Raw genomic sequence first — 16,952 nt, 5'->3', positions numbered from 1 at the left:
CGTTAGTTACGATTACGGCTGACTTTAACCACATCTGGCATGATACGAATCTTACGCATTATGTTAGCCAGATGGACCCTGTCACGGGTAGTCAGGCGAATAAAGGCACTGTATACCCGGCCATCTTTCTCTTCAGTATTCAGGCTCTGAATATTAGATTCGGCTGCATTGATTGCCGCAGTCAGATTTGCCAAAGCACCTTGCTGATTGAACATATCGACTTTAATTTCAGCAATGAACTCTTGTTCAGTCTCTTGATCCCACTCAACCGCCATAAATTTCTCAGGCTCTTTCTGGTAGCCACGGATATTACGGCAAGACTCATGATGGATAACCAAACCTTTGCCTGGGCTGATATGAGCAATAATCGGGTCACCGGGGATAGGACGGCAGCACTTGGCAAAGGTAATTAGGACACCATCGGCACCCTTGATTGCCAGATTACGGGTGCCAGAGGTCGCCAGCGTTGATAGGTCACCCAACAGGTTTTTGGCCACTACCACACTCATCGCATTACCCAAGCCAATTTCTGCTAGCAAATCATCTAGCGTCGCCAGTTTCATACGGTCCAGTTCATGTTTGATATTATCTTCAGAAATATCAGACAGTTTTCGACCATTTCCTAACGCATGATTCAGTAACCGGCGGCCAAGGCTCACCGATTCATCACGTTTCAGGTTTTTCAGCAACTGGCGAATTTTGGCTCGCGCTTTCGAGCTGACAACAAAGTTCAGCCAGGCCGCATTTGGCCGAGCACCCGGAGCGGTAATAATCTCAACGGTCTGGCCACTGTTCAGTGACTGAGAAAGCGGGTAGGGCTGACGGTCAACACGCGCACCTACACAGGCATGGCCAATATCGGTATGCACGGCATAGGCAAAGTCGACAGGTGTCGCACCGGCAGGTAATTCAACGATGCGCCCTTCTGGGGTGAAAACGTAAATCTCATCAGGGAATAAATCAGATTTTACGCTTTCAATAAATTCAAATGAGCTGCCTGCACTTTGCTGTAACTCCAGCAAGCTTTGCATCCAGCGCTGAGCGCGAATTTGTGCGGTGGTGCCAGACTCACCCTGCTCTTTATAAGCCCAGTGTGCAGCAACCCCCATTTCGGCCATCTGATCCATATCTTCAGTACGAATCTGTACCTCGACCGGAACCCCATGAGGGCCGATTAATGAGGTATGTAACGATTGATAGCCGTTAGCCTTAGGGATGGCAATATAGTCTTTCACTCTACCGGGGCGTGGCTTATACAGGCTGTGAGCCTGACCCAACACGCGGTAGCAAGTATCGACTTCTTTGACGATAACCCGAAAAGCATAGATATCCATGATGGAGTGAAAGCGCTGCTCTTTCAGGTTCATTTTGCAATAAATGGAATAGAGATGCTTTTCACGACCACTGACTCGGCAAGGAATACCGGCCTCAGTCAGACGCCCTTCAATCTCCGCCAAGATTTTCTGAATCATCTCTTTGCGGTTACCACGTGCGGCTTTCACCACTTCTTTAATTACGCGATAGCGATTGGGGTAGAGCGCTTCAAAACCCAGCTCTTCCAGCTCGGTTTTTAAATGATGGATACCCAGCCGATGGGCCAGTGGGCTGTATATTTCAAGGGTTTCACGTGCAATGCGGCGACGTTTATCTGGGCGTAAGGAACCCAGCGTTCGCATGTTATGTGTGCGGTCAGCCAGTTTGATCAAAATAACGCGGATATCCTGCACCATCGCCATGATCATTTTGCGGAAATTTTCCGCCTGAGCTTCTTTCTTGTCACGAAAATTCAGTTTATCGAGTTTAGAAACACCCTCGACCAGCTCGGCTACGCTTTTCCCAAACAACTGCTCCATATCTTGATATGTAGCAGGAGTATCTTCAATGACGTCATGTAATAACGCCGCCATTAAGGTTTCGTAATCGAGCCGCATCTCCGCGAGAATACAGGCCACAGCAACAGGATGAGTGATATAAGGCTCACCACTGGAGCGTGTCTGACCCTCGTGAGCATCACGTGCAACAAGATATGCCTGTTTGAGGCGCTTAATCTGCTCCTCTGGCAGGTAACGTTGAATCAGCAGATTCAGGCTTTCAAACAGGTACAAGGCAGACTCGCTGTCTAATTAACGACGACCTTCAGCAATCGCGGTTACCGCTTGGATCTCTGCGGCTTCCTGCTCTTGCTGTTCTTGGCGTTCACGAACATCGAGAATCTGATTAGTAATCAGGCCTTCTTCAATCTCGCGCAGCGCAATCACAGTAACTTTATCGTTTTCTTCTGGAACCAGTGCGTCTTTACCGCCGGACTGGATTTGACGTGCCCGACGAGCAGCGACCAACACCAGGTCAAAACGGTTACCAATTTTCTCTACAGCGTCTTGAACAGTTACGCGTGCCATAATTCTGCTACTCCACAGGTGACGAAATGACGGGGCATGATACTGAAACTCGGTTCAGTCTGCCAATAATTTGGTGATTAAAGCGTCATGCCGCTGTTTCTGGCGGCCTAAACGCAGTCGTTCTGCGCGAATAATGGTTTTCAGATCAGATAAAGCCAGATTGAAATCATCATTTACGATTAAATAATCATATTCAGCGTAATGGGTCATCTCGGCGACAGCTTGCGCCATTCGCTTAGCGATAACCTCTTCGCTATCTTGTCCACGGCCTCGCAAGCGGCGATCCAATTCTTCCTTGGATGGCGGCAAAATAAAAATACTGCGTGCAGTGGGCATTTTTGCGCGAATTTGCTGCGCACCTTGCCAATCAATATCTAAAAATACATCGACACCGGTTGCAAGAACCTGCTCAATCGCCAAACGTGAGGTGCCATAGTAATTTTCAAATACTTTGGCATGCTCAAGGAAAGCATCGTCATCAATCATCTGGCAAAACTCTTCTTTAGAAATGAAGAAGTAATGTTCACCGTGATTCTCACCCGGACGTATTGCACGCGTGGTATGGGAAATAGAAACCTGCGTGTCGTACAGCGGTTGTGTTTTTAACAAAGCCTGAATCAGGCTTGATTTCCCTGCCCCACTGGGCGCGGAAACGATGTATAGCGTGCCTTGGACCATGATGACGTTTCAGTTGATTAGGTTGATATACCCTTCTTACTTGACGTTGCAACGGCGCTAGCAGCCCTCTCTCCAAAAACACTGACTTTAGTCAGCGCATCAGGATTTGCTCGCTTGCTACCTATCCGCAACACCAATTACTTTGGGTGTATATAGAAAGCAGAAGTGTGAATCTCCGCACAGTATACACGGCTGCTACGCGTCATGCAGCGTTACAACACATTTCACCTGAATGTTTCGTCTGTAAACAGCTCGATTTTCTGATTTTGCGGCGAAGATTGCGTAATTTTCATTTGTTGCTGTAAGCAGAAAACTATTTTTCGGTAGCGCCCGCATTTAATTTTTTTGGTCTTCGACGGATAAGACATTTCAGGTTTTACTTCCGGCCACCAAGGAAAGGGACTTATGAGCATGCTGAATTTAAAAATATTTGTTCTGTTGATAGTCAGTTTTATACATTGGTCCTCCAGAGCGGAAGCTATCTGCCCTGAATGGCCGCCAGAAAGAATGTCGGTTGAAATTAACTCACTCAAGAAACAACTGGATAAGTGGAATGTGGCTTACCATCAGCAAGGTATTAGCGTGCATGCCGATGATGTTTACGATCAATTGCAGGAAAAATTGCAGTTATGGCAGTCATGCCATTTATTGCCGGACAAACAGGAAAACAGACTTACTCCTGGTAATGGGAAGTTTCTTCATCCGGTTGCGCATACCGGACTAAAAAAACTTAAAAATGAAGTTGCACTGGCTGATTGGATGGTGGGGCGGAAAAATCTCTGGGTGCAGCCTAAAATAGATGGCGTTGCAGTAACACTGGTGTATCAGGATGGAAAACTGATGCAACTTCTCAGTCGAGGAAATGGTTTGAAAGGCCAGAACTGGACTGACAAAGCACCATTTATTACTGCTATTCCTCAATATATTGCTACCGCTCCTCCCTGGTTAACGCTGCAAGGGGAGCTATTCCTGCAAATGGACGACCATCAACAAGCATCGTCTGGTGGTGCCAATGCCAGGGCGACAGTTGCTGGCGCACTTATGCGTAAGTCTCCAGCGGCATTACTACCCCAATTGGGCATTTTTATATGGGCATGGCCTGATGGACCAAGCAGCATGGTGGAGAAAGGGACACTATTGCAAGCGATGGGCTTCCCCTTGACCGCTAAATACAGCAAACCAATAGTATCAAGTCGCGATGTTGCACACTTTCGCAAACACTGGTTGCAAACACCGCTGCCTTTTGTAACTGATGGCGTTGTTATCCGTCAGGAACAGGAGCCAGCCGGACGCTACTGGCAGGCCGTTCCGGGGCACTGGGTTGTGGCGTGGAAATACCCACCACAGCAGCAACTTGCTGAAATTAAAGATATACATTTCACGATAGGCCGCACTGGTAGAGTGACAGTCGTTTTACAGGTTTCACCAGTAAAAATTGATGACAAATGGATTCGGCGAGTGAATGTTGGCTCGGTCGCGCGTTGGCGGCAGTGGGATATTACATCTGGCGATCAAATCGTTATCGCACTGGCCGGGCATGGTATTCCACGGTTGGATAGTGTTGTTTGGCGGGTAAGCCAACGGCAGACGTTCACTCCTCCAGCAGAGGATCAATTTCATCAATTGAGCTGTTTTCGCCTTATCCCTCCTGAATGTGAGCCGCAACTTCTCTCTCGTTTGACATGGCTTAGTGGCCAAAAAGGACTAGATATACAAAGTGTTAGTAGTGGATATTGGCGAGAGCTGATCCATCATGGGCTGATCAATGATTTGGTGGGGTGGCTATCTCTCACGAAAGACCAAATAGCGGATGTTCCTGGCATAGGGATAGCCCGTGCTGAAAATATTTATCAGCAATTTCAAAGCACAAGGGAAAAACCCTTTTCCCAATGGCTACAGGCATTGGGTTTTGCGCAGGGTACACTTGTCAATTCTCAATGGCGGTCACTACAACAACGCAGTATCGCCGAGTGGAGTTTAATACCGGGTATTGGGCCGATTCGAGCAAAACAGATTACTCATTTCTTACACCACCCAGAGGTGCAAGCTATGGCTGACTTTTTATCGCAACAGAATATTAGCGGGTTCCAACTTGAGGAGTAAACCTTCACGTACCTGACTTAATGCTCTGAATGGTCATATTTGAAGATTGGCAGGCCCAGCCGGAATCGTAATGCTAACAGTCGTGCGCCAATTCCCAAACGAAATGCAACAAAGTGACCCACCGGTCAGGTACGGATAAAATAGCCGTATTGACCCTGTCGGAGACCCTGTTGCATGAAGGGAAAACATTTGACTCAGCATGAGCGCTTTTACATCGAAAAACGAAAAGCTGAAGGCGTTAATCAGTCCTGCATTGCCAGAGAGCTCGGCGTCTCTCGCTCTACCCTGAGCCGGGAGCTCAGGCGTAATACGGACCCCGCTTTCAACGGACTTTACTCCTCCAGACGCGCTGATGCCTTAGCCAGACAACGGCGGGGCGCCACCTCGGCACACAATGCCTGTTTCCCTCTGGGCCAGCAGACACAAGACTTTCTCCGGCAGGCGCTGGCTGTACATACCTCCCCTGAGGTTATCTCTGGGAGACTGAAAATCCAGTTTGATATCGCCGTCAGCAAAAATACCCTCTACCGCTATATCCGTTCGGACAGACAGGCTGGCGGTAAGCTTTACCTTCAGCTCCCTCACCGGGGTAAACGCTATCGCTATGATACGGGTGAGCCCGGACGCACGCCCATCCCGGACAGGGTTGGCATTGAGCACAGGCCTGCTGAGGCTGAACTCAAACAGGTTCCCGGGCATGTTGAAATCGATACGATTTTTGGCAAAGACCAGAAGTCATTCCTGCTGACGGTCGTGGACAAAGCCACAAAGCAGGTCATTATCCGTAAACTCCCCAATAAGTGCGCTGAGAGCGTCGTGGAAGCGTTCAGGGACATCGTGGCGAATACTTTCTGTGAGTTTAAAACCCTGACGGCAGATAACGGACCCGAGTTTGCGAAACATAAGGACATCACTCAGGTAACGGGCGCAAAGGTTTACTTTGCCCGGCCTTATCATTCCTGGGAGCGGGGGTTGAATGAGCATACCAACGGTCTGATACGGCGGTTTTATCCGAAAGGAACCGATTTTAATGGCGTCAGCGATGAAGATATTGCGAGACTGGAGCACATCCTCAACACTCGGGGGCGCAAATCTCTGGAATACAGCTCACCGAATGAGGTATTTTTAGAGTATCTACTCGCTGCATAACGCATGATGGTTTGTTGCGTTTCGTTCGGGAATGGGGCGTGGCTTAGTTGATAAGTTATTTCAGCCGGGAGATGCTTATCTTGCTACTCGCACCTTTATAGATACGATCAGGCCGAAGTTAAATGGTATGAGAGCGATGATTAGGGTCCGGCAACGTGTTTTACAATTAACGCGTTCAGAACTGATGGATATCACTGAGGATTGGGTTGATTCTGCATTTTCTATTGAGCCGAAAGATATTGCCTATATCGAACGGTTGGTTACGTTACAAGACCGGCATACTTCGGCAATGCCAAAAGCAATATAACGTTATGCACCTAATCCAATGAAAGGTGAGGGTGTTGTGTTACCAGCCAATGCTCCAGTTCATCTGCGGGCATTGGTTTGGCGTAAAGAAATCCCTGCTTTTCATCAATGCCAATAGAATCCAGGAATTCTTCTTCCCCTTTAGTTTCCACACCTTCTGCAATCACCCGCATTTTAAGTGCCTCAGCGACAACGATAATGGCTTTAACCAGAGATTGTGAAATAGGATTATTATCAATATCACGAACAAAACTTTGATCCAATTTAATGGCATCAATAGGGATACGGGCCAATTGAGAAAGTGAAGAATAGCCAGTGCCGAAGTCATCCAAATGAACCTGAGCACCCAAGTGACGTAGTTGTTTCATGATATTGATAGCTGCATCTTCATCATCAATTAAGCAACTTTCGGTTAATTCAACATCAACCAAACTTGATTCTAATTCGCTGGATTCAAGAGACTCAATAAAACTGGTTACGATAGCTTCATCAATTAATTGCCTGGCTGACACATTGACTGCCACCCGCAAGTTAATTCCACGTTTTTTCCAATTTACCGCTTGTTGCATTGAGGTTTGCAGTACCCATTTTCCCAATGGTCCGATCAACCCGGATTCTTCGGCATAGGAGATAAATTCACGGAATTATGTAGCAGCCGCACAAACCTTTTAAAATCAAAAGCTTATGCGCCTTTTTGTTCACGCACAGGTTTTTACGATATTAGCTCGTTAAAACCTTCCTCAAATTCAGGCATACGTTCGGCGTAGTTATAGAACGGCAGTCCCCAAACAACGTATTTTTTGTTTGAAAATAATTGCTCTACCTCAAAGCTATCTTTGATGCTCATAAGAAATTTTTCTTTCCACTCGTCAGCTTTAAGCAAGTGTGAACCTTTCGGCTCTATAAAGACTTGGTAGTGCATAGTGTCTTTTTCTTCTTTACCAATTAGATAAAGCACAAAGTCAGGCTCGAATGGCCTGCCATCGTCAAACGCATACACCTTGAAATGTTTTTCATTGCGAATTAAGTATGCTTCTGAATAAACTTTGGCTAAGTCGTTATATTTCTTATCAATATATTTAATCAAAAGCTTTTCTTCGGATGTGCCAAAGCAATCATTGAATACAAACCACGCTTTTGTGCTCAAATCTAAATGCAAATGGTTTGCCGTCTCGGTTGCATCGCTCATTGAGCGACCAAACTCTTTGTCGCCGCCATCATCAAGCATAAAATTGAGTGTCTTATCGGTAAATACAGACTTCATCATTTGAGGCTCGAATTTTTTTGAGCCTTTGTACTCGATTTTGTCAGAGGCTATAACATCTGATATGGCTTCGAGTATTTGTATGACTGCATCTAGCTGGCAATCGGCACTTAAATTTAATACCTCATCTTCTAGCCCTGTTATTTCAACTTTAATTTTCCCAAGATAGCTTTCGCTAACAATAAATTCACGGATAGACTTCAGGTTAGGCAGATATTTTTTAAGGTTAGAAAACTCATAAAACTCTAGTCGTTGAATTGCCTTTCTAATAACAGCAAGACCAAATTCAGCGATGTAATAATCCTTACTTTTTTTCGCAGCACCTGAATCATTTACTATAGAGTCAAACGCCACAAGGCTCTTTGTATATCCAGTCCGCAGGGAAACCTTATGTGTTTGGTTAATAATACTGCTCTCTAAGCCAACAATATCCTGCCTGCTGTATTTAATACGTTGATTCAAATAAATGTGCCCAGCCTTATACAAAGGTGTATTTTTAAATGACTCTTTTAGGCTAACTTTACGCTCCCGTGTGTCTTTTGCTTTCATGCCTATTTCCTGCAAGGCCGTATTAAGCTCCTGAATATATTTTGGGTTGTACGCACTGTGGTAAAACAGTTCTTCGCAAATTCGGATTTCGTTATCCAAATCTGAATCAAACTTGCGCTCAAACAGCGGCTGTTCAGGTGATACTTTAAATGGGCAGTATCTAGCCCCACGCCCAATGAGCTGAGCCTCGCTCATGGTCGTTTTGCCAACCTTGCCAGCTTTTCCGTCACGAGTATCGTAAAGACGCACTATGTCGAAAAGGTTGAGAACATCCCACCCTTCATTTAGCTTGTCCACGGCAAAGACTGCTCTATATTCATTACTCTCTAAAGAATTAACCGCAAGCTGTTTGGCTTCGCTCTCCTCTTTACTGTTGACAGAGATTAGCTTTTCTTCTGAAAAATCCTCTTTCAGTTCGGAAATTAAATTTTCCAGAGTAATGTTGTTCCCTGCAAGATACTCAAATATTTTTGATATAGTTGGCTCATCTGTGCGCTTCCTTAATGAATCAAGCATTGATGGCGTAAGACTTTTAATGCCTTGCTTGAACTCTTCAAAAAATGATTGGCTATCTTTGATCGTCTTAGATTTAAATAAAATAACTGGCTTGATAAGCTGTTTGTGCTTTTCAAATATTTTTCGGCGATATTGGCTAAGCAATACCGCTTGAATTGCTCGCTCAAATGGCGGCAAATCTGCTTGCAGAACTTTAACCTCTTTTGAGTATCCATCTTTGCGGAACTCTTTAAGCGGATAATCAAATAGTAACTTGGGTAGATATTTTTTACTTAGCGCCTCATCGTTGAAATCAATAGTTGCCGTAAACTCTAACAATATATTTTGTGGGTTCGCATTAAATATTTTTTCTACAGTACCCTCCCAAGACAGCACCTCAAATAACTCTTCTTGATCAACGGCTCTGTTTTTCTTAGTGTCTACGTTGATATGGTGCGCTTCATCAGAGATCAGAACTATTTTATGATTCTCAAAATCATCATAAGTGATACTGTTTTCCCTTGGCGTATTAAGCGCAAAGGGAAGCCCTTGTATTGTCGAAAAGACAATATTTATGTCATCGCCACTCACGGACTGAAAACTGTCAACCTCACGCTGCTCAACGCGCTTATCACCAAAACTAATGGTTTCATTGAATAAATATTTAACAGAATTTTGGTTGAGGAAGTTATCTCTCGTTTTGTTAATAATATTGCTGCTGTTTACAAAAAATAGAAAGTTTCTATAGCCTTTGCTGTAAAGATAAGCAATAAGACCAGCCATCATTAGTGTTTTACCGCTACCTGTCGCCATGTGTAGCAGTAATTGATGATTCTGCCGTGGCTTACCATCAAAAGCCTCTTCCCAATATTTAATAAATAATTTAAAAGCCCGCTCTTGATAGGGGCGCATGGGAAAAGCAGGGTTCAGGTTTCTTGAAATCGAATCAGGTATAACGGTGCGTTCAATTTCCCGCTTGCCAAGCTCTTCTATGAGTGTTTGATGGAGTGTTTTAATCATAATGACTCCAATCCAAAAAACCGACGATTTAATTGCTTATCAGCATCGCTGATTGCATAGGTTTCGTCATCAATTTCACTTAGTGGAACGTAAAGCAAATTTTTGTCCAATACTTCAATCAGAAACGTTTTTTGATCTTCAATACTTAGCTCTTCAAACTCGTGCTTAGAGGCATCAAATTCAGCGGGGTTAACGCGATAAGAGAGGAATGCTTTACTTTGCAAGGTGTACCAAATTTCAATTAGCTCTTCGTTAGTTTTTGCATCTTGAATGCAGTCAACGAAGGTTTGATTAGCTTTGGCTAATTCACAATAAACAAAGCTCCCGCCTCCTTGCCAGTTAACTGATTTTGATATACCTCCCTGCTCGCCGGAAATAACCTTTTTTAAACGTTCTACTGCGACAGGCTGTATATAATCCATTTGCTCTATGCCTATATATCGCCTTTTCATTTTATGAGCAGCAGACGCTGTTGTGCCGCTACCCAGATGAAAATCAAGCACTAAGTCATCCTCATTTGTGACAGATTTAATCAAAAATGAAATTAGCGATTCAGGCTTAGGGAAGGATGAGAAATTTAAATTTAAAGAATCAATGTGTTTTTTTGAATCCTCATTGGTTTCCACCCCGATAGCTTTGGATAGATACACATCATCTAATAGCTTGTCTGGTGCCATTATTGATGAATTTTTCCTTTGATACCGAATCGAAAACTTATCTGATTTTATTAAAAAATATGTACCTGATAAAATTTCATTATTTAAAAATGATTGCTGCCATTTAAATCGACCTTTAAGTCTAACTTTGTTGGCATTTAATCCATTTTTAACATTCAAATCATCCAAAAGCTCTATCTTGTCACGCTGGCCGGCCTGATAAATTCCATCAGGCAGTTTTATTTTTATAATTTCAGGCTCAAACTCCAATATAGTTATCGGATTTCCGCTATTTAATAAAGGTGCATCATCATTGTCACTTTCTCTACCCACATATAACGAGCTACTATCATAATTATTTTCATAGCAATGTATAAATTCTATGTTTTTCCGTGATTTTTTAGACAGTGCTGGTGCATTATCTGTATTTTTCCATATAAATGTTTCTACGAAGTTAGCCTTACCAAAAATTTCATCAAGCATTATTTTTAACGGTGCCTGCTCATTGTCATCACATTGTACAAAAATAACTCCATTGTTTTTTAACAGTGGTTTTGCAGCTTCAATTCTATTTTTCATGAAGGTAAGCCACGTACTTTCGTTAAAATTATCGTTATATTGAAAGCTATCTCCCCCCGTATTATATGGAGGGTCTATGTAAATTAATTTAACCCTCCCTTTGTGTGTTTTTTTAAGCGTGCAAAGTGCAAGCAAGTTGTTACCTTTAATTAACAGGTTGTCAGACTCATCTATGGCCTGTACCGCATGCTCACCATTACTGTCAATTTTTTTAAAATTTACCAAGGCTTTAGGAGACAATAAACGATCAATTTGATCTGGCGCTAAGGTTTCATTCCAAAATATTTCATCGCGCTTTGCATCTTCTCTATCTTGCCCACCCTCAAGAACACAATCCTTATACGGCCAAGCAAGCACCACGTCTTTTGAGCTACTTATGTACTCATCGTTAGATGTTAGGCCAATCTTATTTTTAAAAGACGTGTAACTATCAGGTAGAAATTGTTTGTTGCTGACGAATCGCTGAAATTTAATTTTATCAAAGACTAAAATATCGCCAACCACAGAAAAAAAGTGACGCTTTAAGCTTTCCGCTTTCAATAAATATTGAAGTAATAATGGGTCGAGATTGAGAGCGAGTTCAATGATTTTATTTTTTACTAATTTTCCTTCTGAAACCAACCGATCATCGCTTGACAGCAGATCAATTAGTTCTGCAACTAAATTCTGTTGGCTGTTGGCTGTTGGCTGTTGGCTGTTGGCTGTTGGCTGTTGGCTGTTGGCTGTTGGCTGTTGGCTGTTGGCTAGTATTATCGTTTTTACTCATTAAGCTATTGCTCCATGCGCGTTATAGCGCAAACAAAATTTATATTTCAAGTCTAAGCGTATGGCACCCTACAACTTCAAGGCACTGGATAAGAAACACTGCTGAAAATTTACCGCGACTTATTTTATTGGCAATGTTTTCTGGTGTTTCGGTTATGCCAACGGCGGCAAGTTTTTCTGAAAGCTGTGAATAAGTTAAATCCCGCCTTTTAAGCTCTGATTTAAGCAAGCCTTTTGCTTTCTGCTCCCATTTTTCAGTCATTGCAAAGCCCCTTTAAGGATATTTATATCATCATATACGTTATTTATCTGTTGCGCATGAGTATTTTTAGATATATCATATACGATATGTAGTTATCCAATATGGTGATAAACATGAGCAACAAACAACACTTCCTCCTCTCAGCCCAAGCCCGCACCTTGTCCGTTCGCCAAGTATTTGAGCTAACCGAACAACAAGCATTTGAAACCTTCAAAGAAGTGCGCTGGGGTAAAGGCGATAACGTGGCTTGCCCCTTGTGCGGCGTGTTGAATAAGCATTACTTTATCCGCGTTCGCCGCCAATGGCGCTGCAAAGATTGCAACCATACGTTTTCAGTTACTAGCGGCACCGTGTTTGCTTTTCATAAATTACCTTTGCGTATTTATCTGGCGGCCATTGCGATTTACACCAATGCCGTTAAAGGTATTTCTGCTTTACAGCTTGGACGCGATTTAGGTGTGCAATACAAAACCGCGTTTGTTCTTGCGCATAAAATCCGTGAGTCATTGATGGAGCAGCGTGACATGGCGCAATTGTCGGGTGAAGTTCATATTGACGGCGCTTATGTAAACGGCCACATTCGCCCCAAGAACAAAAAAGCAGATCGTATTGATAGACGTTTAGCCATTCACCAAAAGCCAACCAAACGCTGCGTATTGGTGTTTCGTCAACGTGCGTTACCAACGGCACTACAAAATCAAAATAATTCAAATGACGCAACTATCGGCGCAACTAAAACGATTACATTTGTAGTGAAGTCTGAGAACCAAGCGGATGTAATTAAATTGGCTGATCGTGTTGTAGTGCAAGGCTCAACTATTTTTGCGGATGAAAGCCCTGCGTATGACCCGCTCCACGCCAAATACGATACCAAGCGCGTAAATCATCAAACCGAATATTCAACCGATGACGGCGTTAGCAACAACATGGCTGAAAGTTATTTTGCGCGGTTTCGCAGAATGCAGTATGGCCAAACGCATAAATTCGGCATTGAATATTTAGCGAACTATGCGAATGAAGCGGCTTATCGTGAAGATACTCGCCGCTGGCCGAACGGTAAAATCTTTACAGATATTTTAACCAAGTGCGTAAAAACAAAAACGCACCATGACTGGTGCGGATATTGGCAAGGGAATAAGCGTCAAGCTGAGCGTTTAGCGGCCTAAGCAATTTTCCATTTTAACACACCGCCAGAGTTATCTACTTGAGCGATGATGTTGCGTTTTTCCAAGCTGTGCAATATCGTTAAAATATTTTTCTGTAAATTCACAATATTCGCCGTAGTCGATTCAATATTTTTACGCTCTAGCAGTTCATCAACAATTTCACGACTACATAACGGCTTTTTTAACTCCCGCAATACATCCAGCGTCATGCGCTGCGCTTCACCTCGCTCAAAATTCTTGCTTTTCGTGTAAGTGCGCTTGCCTTTTATGGTGCGTAAATCATACTGCGGTGCAAACAGCTTAATGGTATTATCCAAATGTGAAAGCGAACTTTGCAAGCGCCCAATTTCTGATTGAAAAATTGAAATTTGTCCTGCAATTTCTTCGCGCTTTGAAACTAGACCTGATACAACGTGTGATTCTGCCATGTGATTTCCCCTGTGGTATTGAAGGGGAAACGATACGGCTTAGGCGGGATAAAAACTTGTGCGGCTGCTACATAATTCCGTAAATTCAAGTGGGGCGATTAAACCACGCTCAGGTGATAACCATCGGACTAATGCTTCGACACTATGAACTTTACCCGTTTTGGCAGATATCTTGGGTTGGTAAAAAACTTGTAATTGATGTTGTTCTAAACCCTTACGTAAATTGGTATCTAGCCAGACGTATTCAGATACTTTCTTATTCATCTCTTGTGAAAAAATCGAATAGGTCTGTTTTCCATGTTCTTTTGCGGTGTACATGGCAGTATCTGCGCTACGGATAATATTCTCTAGTGTATCGCCATGTTCAGGGCACAGTGCTATCCCGATAGAGCACCCAGTATATACTTCAATCAATCCTACTCGGAAGGGCAATTTCATGCGGTTGAGAATACGCTGTGTAGTTGCCTCCAGTAAGCTCATCGAGGCATTCTCGACCAGAACAATAAACTCATCACCGCCTAACCGGGCAAGCATTTCACTTTCACCCAAACAACTTAAAATGGCGAGTGAGACATCTTTCAGTAAGCGATCACCAAACATATGACCGTAATGGTCGTTCACTTTTTTAAAATTATCGAGATCGAGGTAAATAATCCCCACCGAAGAATCACCACGAGTTAGGATCGCGCTATTAATACGTTCATGAATAGCGTGGCGATTAGGCAGGCCAGTAATCATGTCGGTATTAGCCAAAATCCGCAAACGCTCTTGAGCACGCCTTTCTTTAGTAATATCGGTACCAGAACAGATAAGGTAACGCTCGTTTTTGCCACTGCCACTGTGAACAAACTTATTGCGGAATAAAAAGAGACGTTTTCCTTTTACGGTATTAACCCAACGCTCAACTTCGTAAGATGCACCGCGCTGGAAGAAGCCCTCAATATTTTTACGTGATGAGGCTCCCTCTTTGGCTGTCATAAACAAGTCGTAAACATTTTTACCAATGACATCTTGTTCTTTTTTACCGGTATATTCTTCGCTAAGGTGATTGAAACGCTGTACATAACCATCTTTATCGAGAATCACAATGACTGAGTTAGCTTCAGAAACCACTTGTTCTGCAAAGGAAAGCCCCATTACTAAATCGCGCGCTACTGATTCAGTATCCGCGTACGCGGAAGCCGTTCCGCCCCATTCTTTGTCATTAACTTTACGGCCCACCAGATGTAAATGAAGTGGATTACCATAAATCTCGATTTCAATATCTAAACTGGCAGTAATGCCGGTTAAGCCCCGAATTTTCATTGTTTGAACTGAATTAAGGGGAATAGCAATATTTGTAGTCCCTTTAATCGCTGACAACTCTAAAGCTTGACTATCAAAAGCCAGTCGCCAAAAAGGGCTATGGGTACCAAAATAGGTATCAAGGATCGATGTGTTTTGGTCTTCGAACATACGCGATCCCCTAAAAGTGTATATGTGTCTTTTACTTACCTTAGCCAGAAAATTTAAGCAACGCTATTTCTGGCTTACCCTGTGATGGTGGTAATTCTGGCCCTTATAAAACGACCCTGTCTAGACCGACCAACCAATAAAGTATATGTGTAATTTCTTCATACCTGATATTAGATAGTAGTCATAAACATATTAAATGCCCTTTCTGCTCTCAAATTGTGGCATAAGAAGAAAGGTAAGCATGGGAAAAATAAAAAAACATCATATTTTTTATATTGTTACATTGATTTGTACAAAATATTTTAATTGATAAAATAATGAAGAAGAGCCGCTTGTTCGAGGGAGAGAAGTGTGACTTTGGGCGGGTTAACATCACTACAACAGCAAAATGGTGAGCAATTAGGGTATTCCATTTCAAATGAAGTAAGAATACCCAAATCCCAATTATGGTTTTTCTGCGATTCTTTTCAGATATTCATTGTTTTTGAATGCGATCATGATCATTTCAAAACAGATTCGAGAAGTAAGGCCACCAGCAAGGATGCTAAAAAAGCCGCCGATGACGCTGGTATTTATCATTACAAATACGCCGGAAATAATGATGAGCACCAGTAAAAGCCAATATAAACCAGTAAGAATTTTTGGTGTTAGCAAAGCATCGAAAAAAAGTACATTCTTAAGCATTACGAAATCCTTCTTATTTGAGCGTTAAAATTCCAGCAGGGATTATGCATTAGCTTTAAACCTCTTGCCATACACAAACACTTACAAATATTATGGAATTATAATAATCAGATGATTCTCGTTATTACTGCTCAAATTGGGCACTTTAATTACTAAAAGTTCAGTATCATGCCAACGCCGACTTCTTCAATATTAACTGTATTAGCTAGGGCTATTTTGGCTTTAAGATCAGTACAGTGGCAGGGATAAACTGCTTTAGCATTGAGTTGTTTAAAATAGTCAGATGTTCTGGATAGAATCTCACTACTGGCATTTAATAAATGAAAGCCGCCAATAACTGCACGCACACGTTTATCGTTGGTAACTTTAATAGCATAATCGATAATATTGCAGATACCAGAGTGAGAGCAGCCTGTGATTATTACGATACCTTCAGGGCTGGTATAAACCATTGCACTATCATCGGTAACAAAATCTTCAACTTTATGGCCGCAGCAATCGACAGTTTCGCCAATAGGCTCTAGCCCTTCGAAATCGTTGTTACGCGCAATCTCCCCTAAAAAGAGTAAATTATCGGTAAGGTAATATACCCCAGGCTGTTCGACCCGTTCGAAAAGCATCGGATAACCATCCGCCGGTAAATTAGCCCCTATAGATTTATCTTCATAGTATTTCGGCAGAAAAGCATTGGGATGAGCAACAATCTTTATTTTCTTGGCATATTGATGGTTTACCCGATCAAGATGCTGTGCAAGGTGGTTTAGCCCCCAGCTATGGTCGTTATGCCCATGAGAAAGGACAATACTGTCTATCTCAGTCAGGTTAATGCCTAAAATGGCCGCATTACTCAGAAAAACATCGGAGTAACCGGTATCAAAAAGAAATGATTTTTCGTCAATTCGTAAGTGATAGCAGACACCAGGTTCGGCGGTAAGGTACTTATCTATCAAGGTATTATTATCAACTAATACGGTTAACTGCATGTTTTCTCCTT

The 16,952-nt window shown here is 42.8% G+C and carries 13 protein-coding genes and 3 pseudogenes; 4 read left to right on the top strand and 12 right to left on the bottom strand.

Features of this window, described 5'->3' with window-relative positions; all coding sequences use genetic code 11:
• Positions 1–2: 2 nt before the first annotated feature.
• The 3 genes from spoT to gmk are packed head-to-tail and all read right to left on the bottom strand — an operon-like array spanning position 3 to position 3,077.
• A complete protein-coding gene (spoT, locus tag ACWJJO_RS22365; RefSeq protein WP_083161661.1) occupies positions 3–2,105 on the bottom strand; it encodes a bifunctional GTP diphosphokinase/guanosine-3',5'-bis pyrophosphate 3'-pyrophosphohydrolase in 2,103 nt (700 codons plus the stop codon).
• Positions 2,106–2,123: 18 nt separating this feature from the next.
• The gene (gene rpoZ, locus ACWJJO_RS22360) at positions 2,124–2,399 is read right to left on the bottom strand and encodes a DNA-directed RNA polymerase subunit omega (RefSeq protein ID WP_004392061.1); all 276 of its coding nucleotides are present in this window, start codon (positions 2,397–2,399) and stop codon (positions 2,124–2,126) included.
• 54 nt (positions 2,400–2,453) lie between these two features.
• Positions 2,454–3,077 carry a guanylate kinase gene (gene gmk / locus ACWJJO_RS22355; protein WP_005191120.1) on the bottom strand — a complete coding sequence of 208 codons (624 nt, stop codon included), beginning with the start codon at positions 3,075–3,077 and terminating at the stop codon, positions 2,454–2,456.
• A gap of 405 nt (positions 3,078–3,482) precedes the next feature.
• Here gmk and ligB point away from each other — a divergent pair, with 405 nt between their 5' ends.
• The 3 genes and pseudogenes from ligB to ACWJJO_RS22340 all read left to right on the top strand — a co-directional run.
• Positions 3,483–5,180 (top strand): NAD-dependent DNA ligase LigB, encoded by a 1,698-nt coding sequence (ligB, locus tag ACWJJO_RS22350; protein WP_372569801.1) that lies wholly within the window; start codon positions 3,483–3,485, stop codon positions 5,178–5,180.
• Positions 5,181–5,354: 174 nt separating this feature from the next.
• Positions 5,355–6,329 (top strand): IS30 family transposase, encoded by a 975-nt coding sequence (locus tag ACWJJO_RS22345; protein ID WP_481090518.1) that lies wholly within the window; start codon positions 5,355–5,357, stop codon positions 6,327–6,329.
• A 37-nt stretch (positions 6,330–6,366) separates the two neighbouring features.
• Positions 6,367–6,636, top strand: a pseudogene (locus ACWJJO_RS22340) (crotonase/enoyl-CoA hydratase family protein); the annotation flags it as partial.
• Between the two features lie 10 nt (positions 6,637–6,646).
• Here ACWJJO_RS22340 and ACWJJO_RS22335 read toward each other — a convergent pair.
• The 5 genes and pseudogenes from ACWJJO_RS22335 to ACWJJO_RS22315 form a co-directional block, all read right to left on the bottom strand.
• Positions 6,647–7,276, bottom strand: a pseudogene (locus ACWJJO_RS22335) (EAL domain-containing protein); the annotation flags it as partial.
• A gap of 71 nt (positions 7,277–7,347) precedes the next feature.
• Complete coding sequence (locus ACWJJO_RS22330) at positions 7,348–9,963, bottom strand: DEAD/DEAH box helicase family protein (protein WP_481091533.1); 2,616 nt, start codon at positions 9,961–9,963, stop codon at positions 7,348–7,350.
• Complete coding sequence (locus ACWJJO_RS22325) at positions 9,960–11,819, bottom strand: DNA methyltransferase (protein ID WP_481091532.1); 1,860 nt, start codon at positions 11,817–11,819, stop codon at positions 9,960–9,962. Before ACWJJO_RS22325 ends, ACWJJO_RS22330 begins: the two co-directional genes overlap by 4 nt.
• A gap of 22 nt (positions 11,820–11,841) precedes the next feature.
• Positions 11,842–11,964, bottom strand: a complete 123-nt coding sequence (locus tag ACWJJO_RS22320) for a hypothetical protein (protein WP_481091531.1) — start codon at positions 11,962–11,964, stop codon at positions 11,842–11,844.
• Between the two features lie 39 nt (positions 11,965–12,003).
• Complete coding sequence (locus tag ACWJJO_RS22315; protein ID WP_481091530.1) at positions 12,004–12,225, bottom strand: DUF6471 domain-containing protein; 222 nt, start codon at positions 12,223–12,225, stop codon at positions 12,004–12,006.
• Positions 12,226–12,338: 113 nt separating this feature from the next.
• On the opposite strand from ACWJJO_RS22315, the gene ACWJJO_RS22310 reads away from it, so the two are divergent.
• Complete coding sequence (locus ACWJJO_RS22310) at positions 12,339–13,391, top strand: IS1595 family transposase (RefSeq protein WP_481091529.1); 1,053 nt, start codon at positions 12,339–12,341, stop codon at positions 13,389–13,391.
• Here the strand turns inward: ACWJJO_RS22310 and ACWJJO_RS22305 are convergent.
• The 4 genes and pseudogenes from ACWJJO_RS22305 to ACWJJO_RS22290 all read right to left on the bottom strand — a co-directional run bounded on the left by ACWJJO_RS22305 (position 13,388) and on the right by ACWJJO_RS22290 (position 16,941).
• Entirely contained in the window at positions 13,388–13,819 is a 432-nt protein-coding gene (locus tag ACWJJO_RS22305) for a hypothetical protein (RefSeq protein WP_481091528.1), read from the bottom strand. The two genes, ACWJJO_RS22310 and ACWJJO_RS22305, sit on opposite strands and share 4 nt — an antisense overlap.
• 81 nt (positions 13,820–13,900) lie before the next feature.
• A pseudogene (gene pdeR, locus ACWJJO_RS22300) lies at positions 13,901–15,274 on the bottom strand (cyclic di-GMP phosphodiesterase); the annotation flags it as partial.
• Positions 15,275–15,718: 444 nt separating this feature from the next.
• A complete protein-coding gene (locus ACWJJO_RS22295; RefSeq protein ID WP_083161672.1) occupies positions 15,719–15,958 on the bottom strand; it encodes a DUF4282 domain-containing protein in 240 nt (79 codons plus the stop codon).
• Positions 15,959–16,110: 152 nt separating this feature from the next.
• Complete coding sequence (locus ACWJJO_RS22290; RefSeq protein WP_083161674.1) at positions 16,111–16,941, bottom strand: MBL fold metallo-hydrolase; 831 nt, start codon at positions 16,939–16,941, stop codon at positions 16,111–16,113.
• Positions 16,942–16,952 lie beyond the last annotated feature (11 nt).

The sequence above is a fragment of the Yersinia antarctica genome (assembly GCF_056636475.1).
The sequence above is the reverse complement of the archived record's forward strand: the minus strand, read 5'-3'. Positions and strand labels throughout refer to the sequence as shown.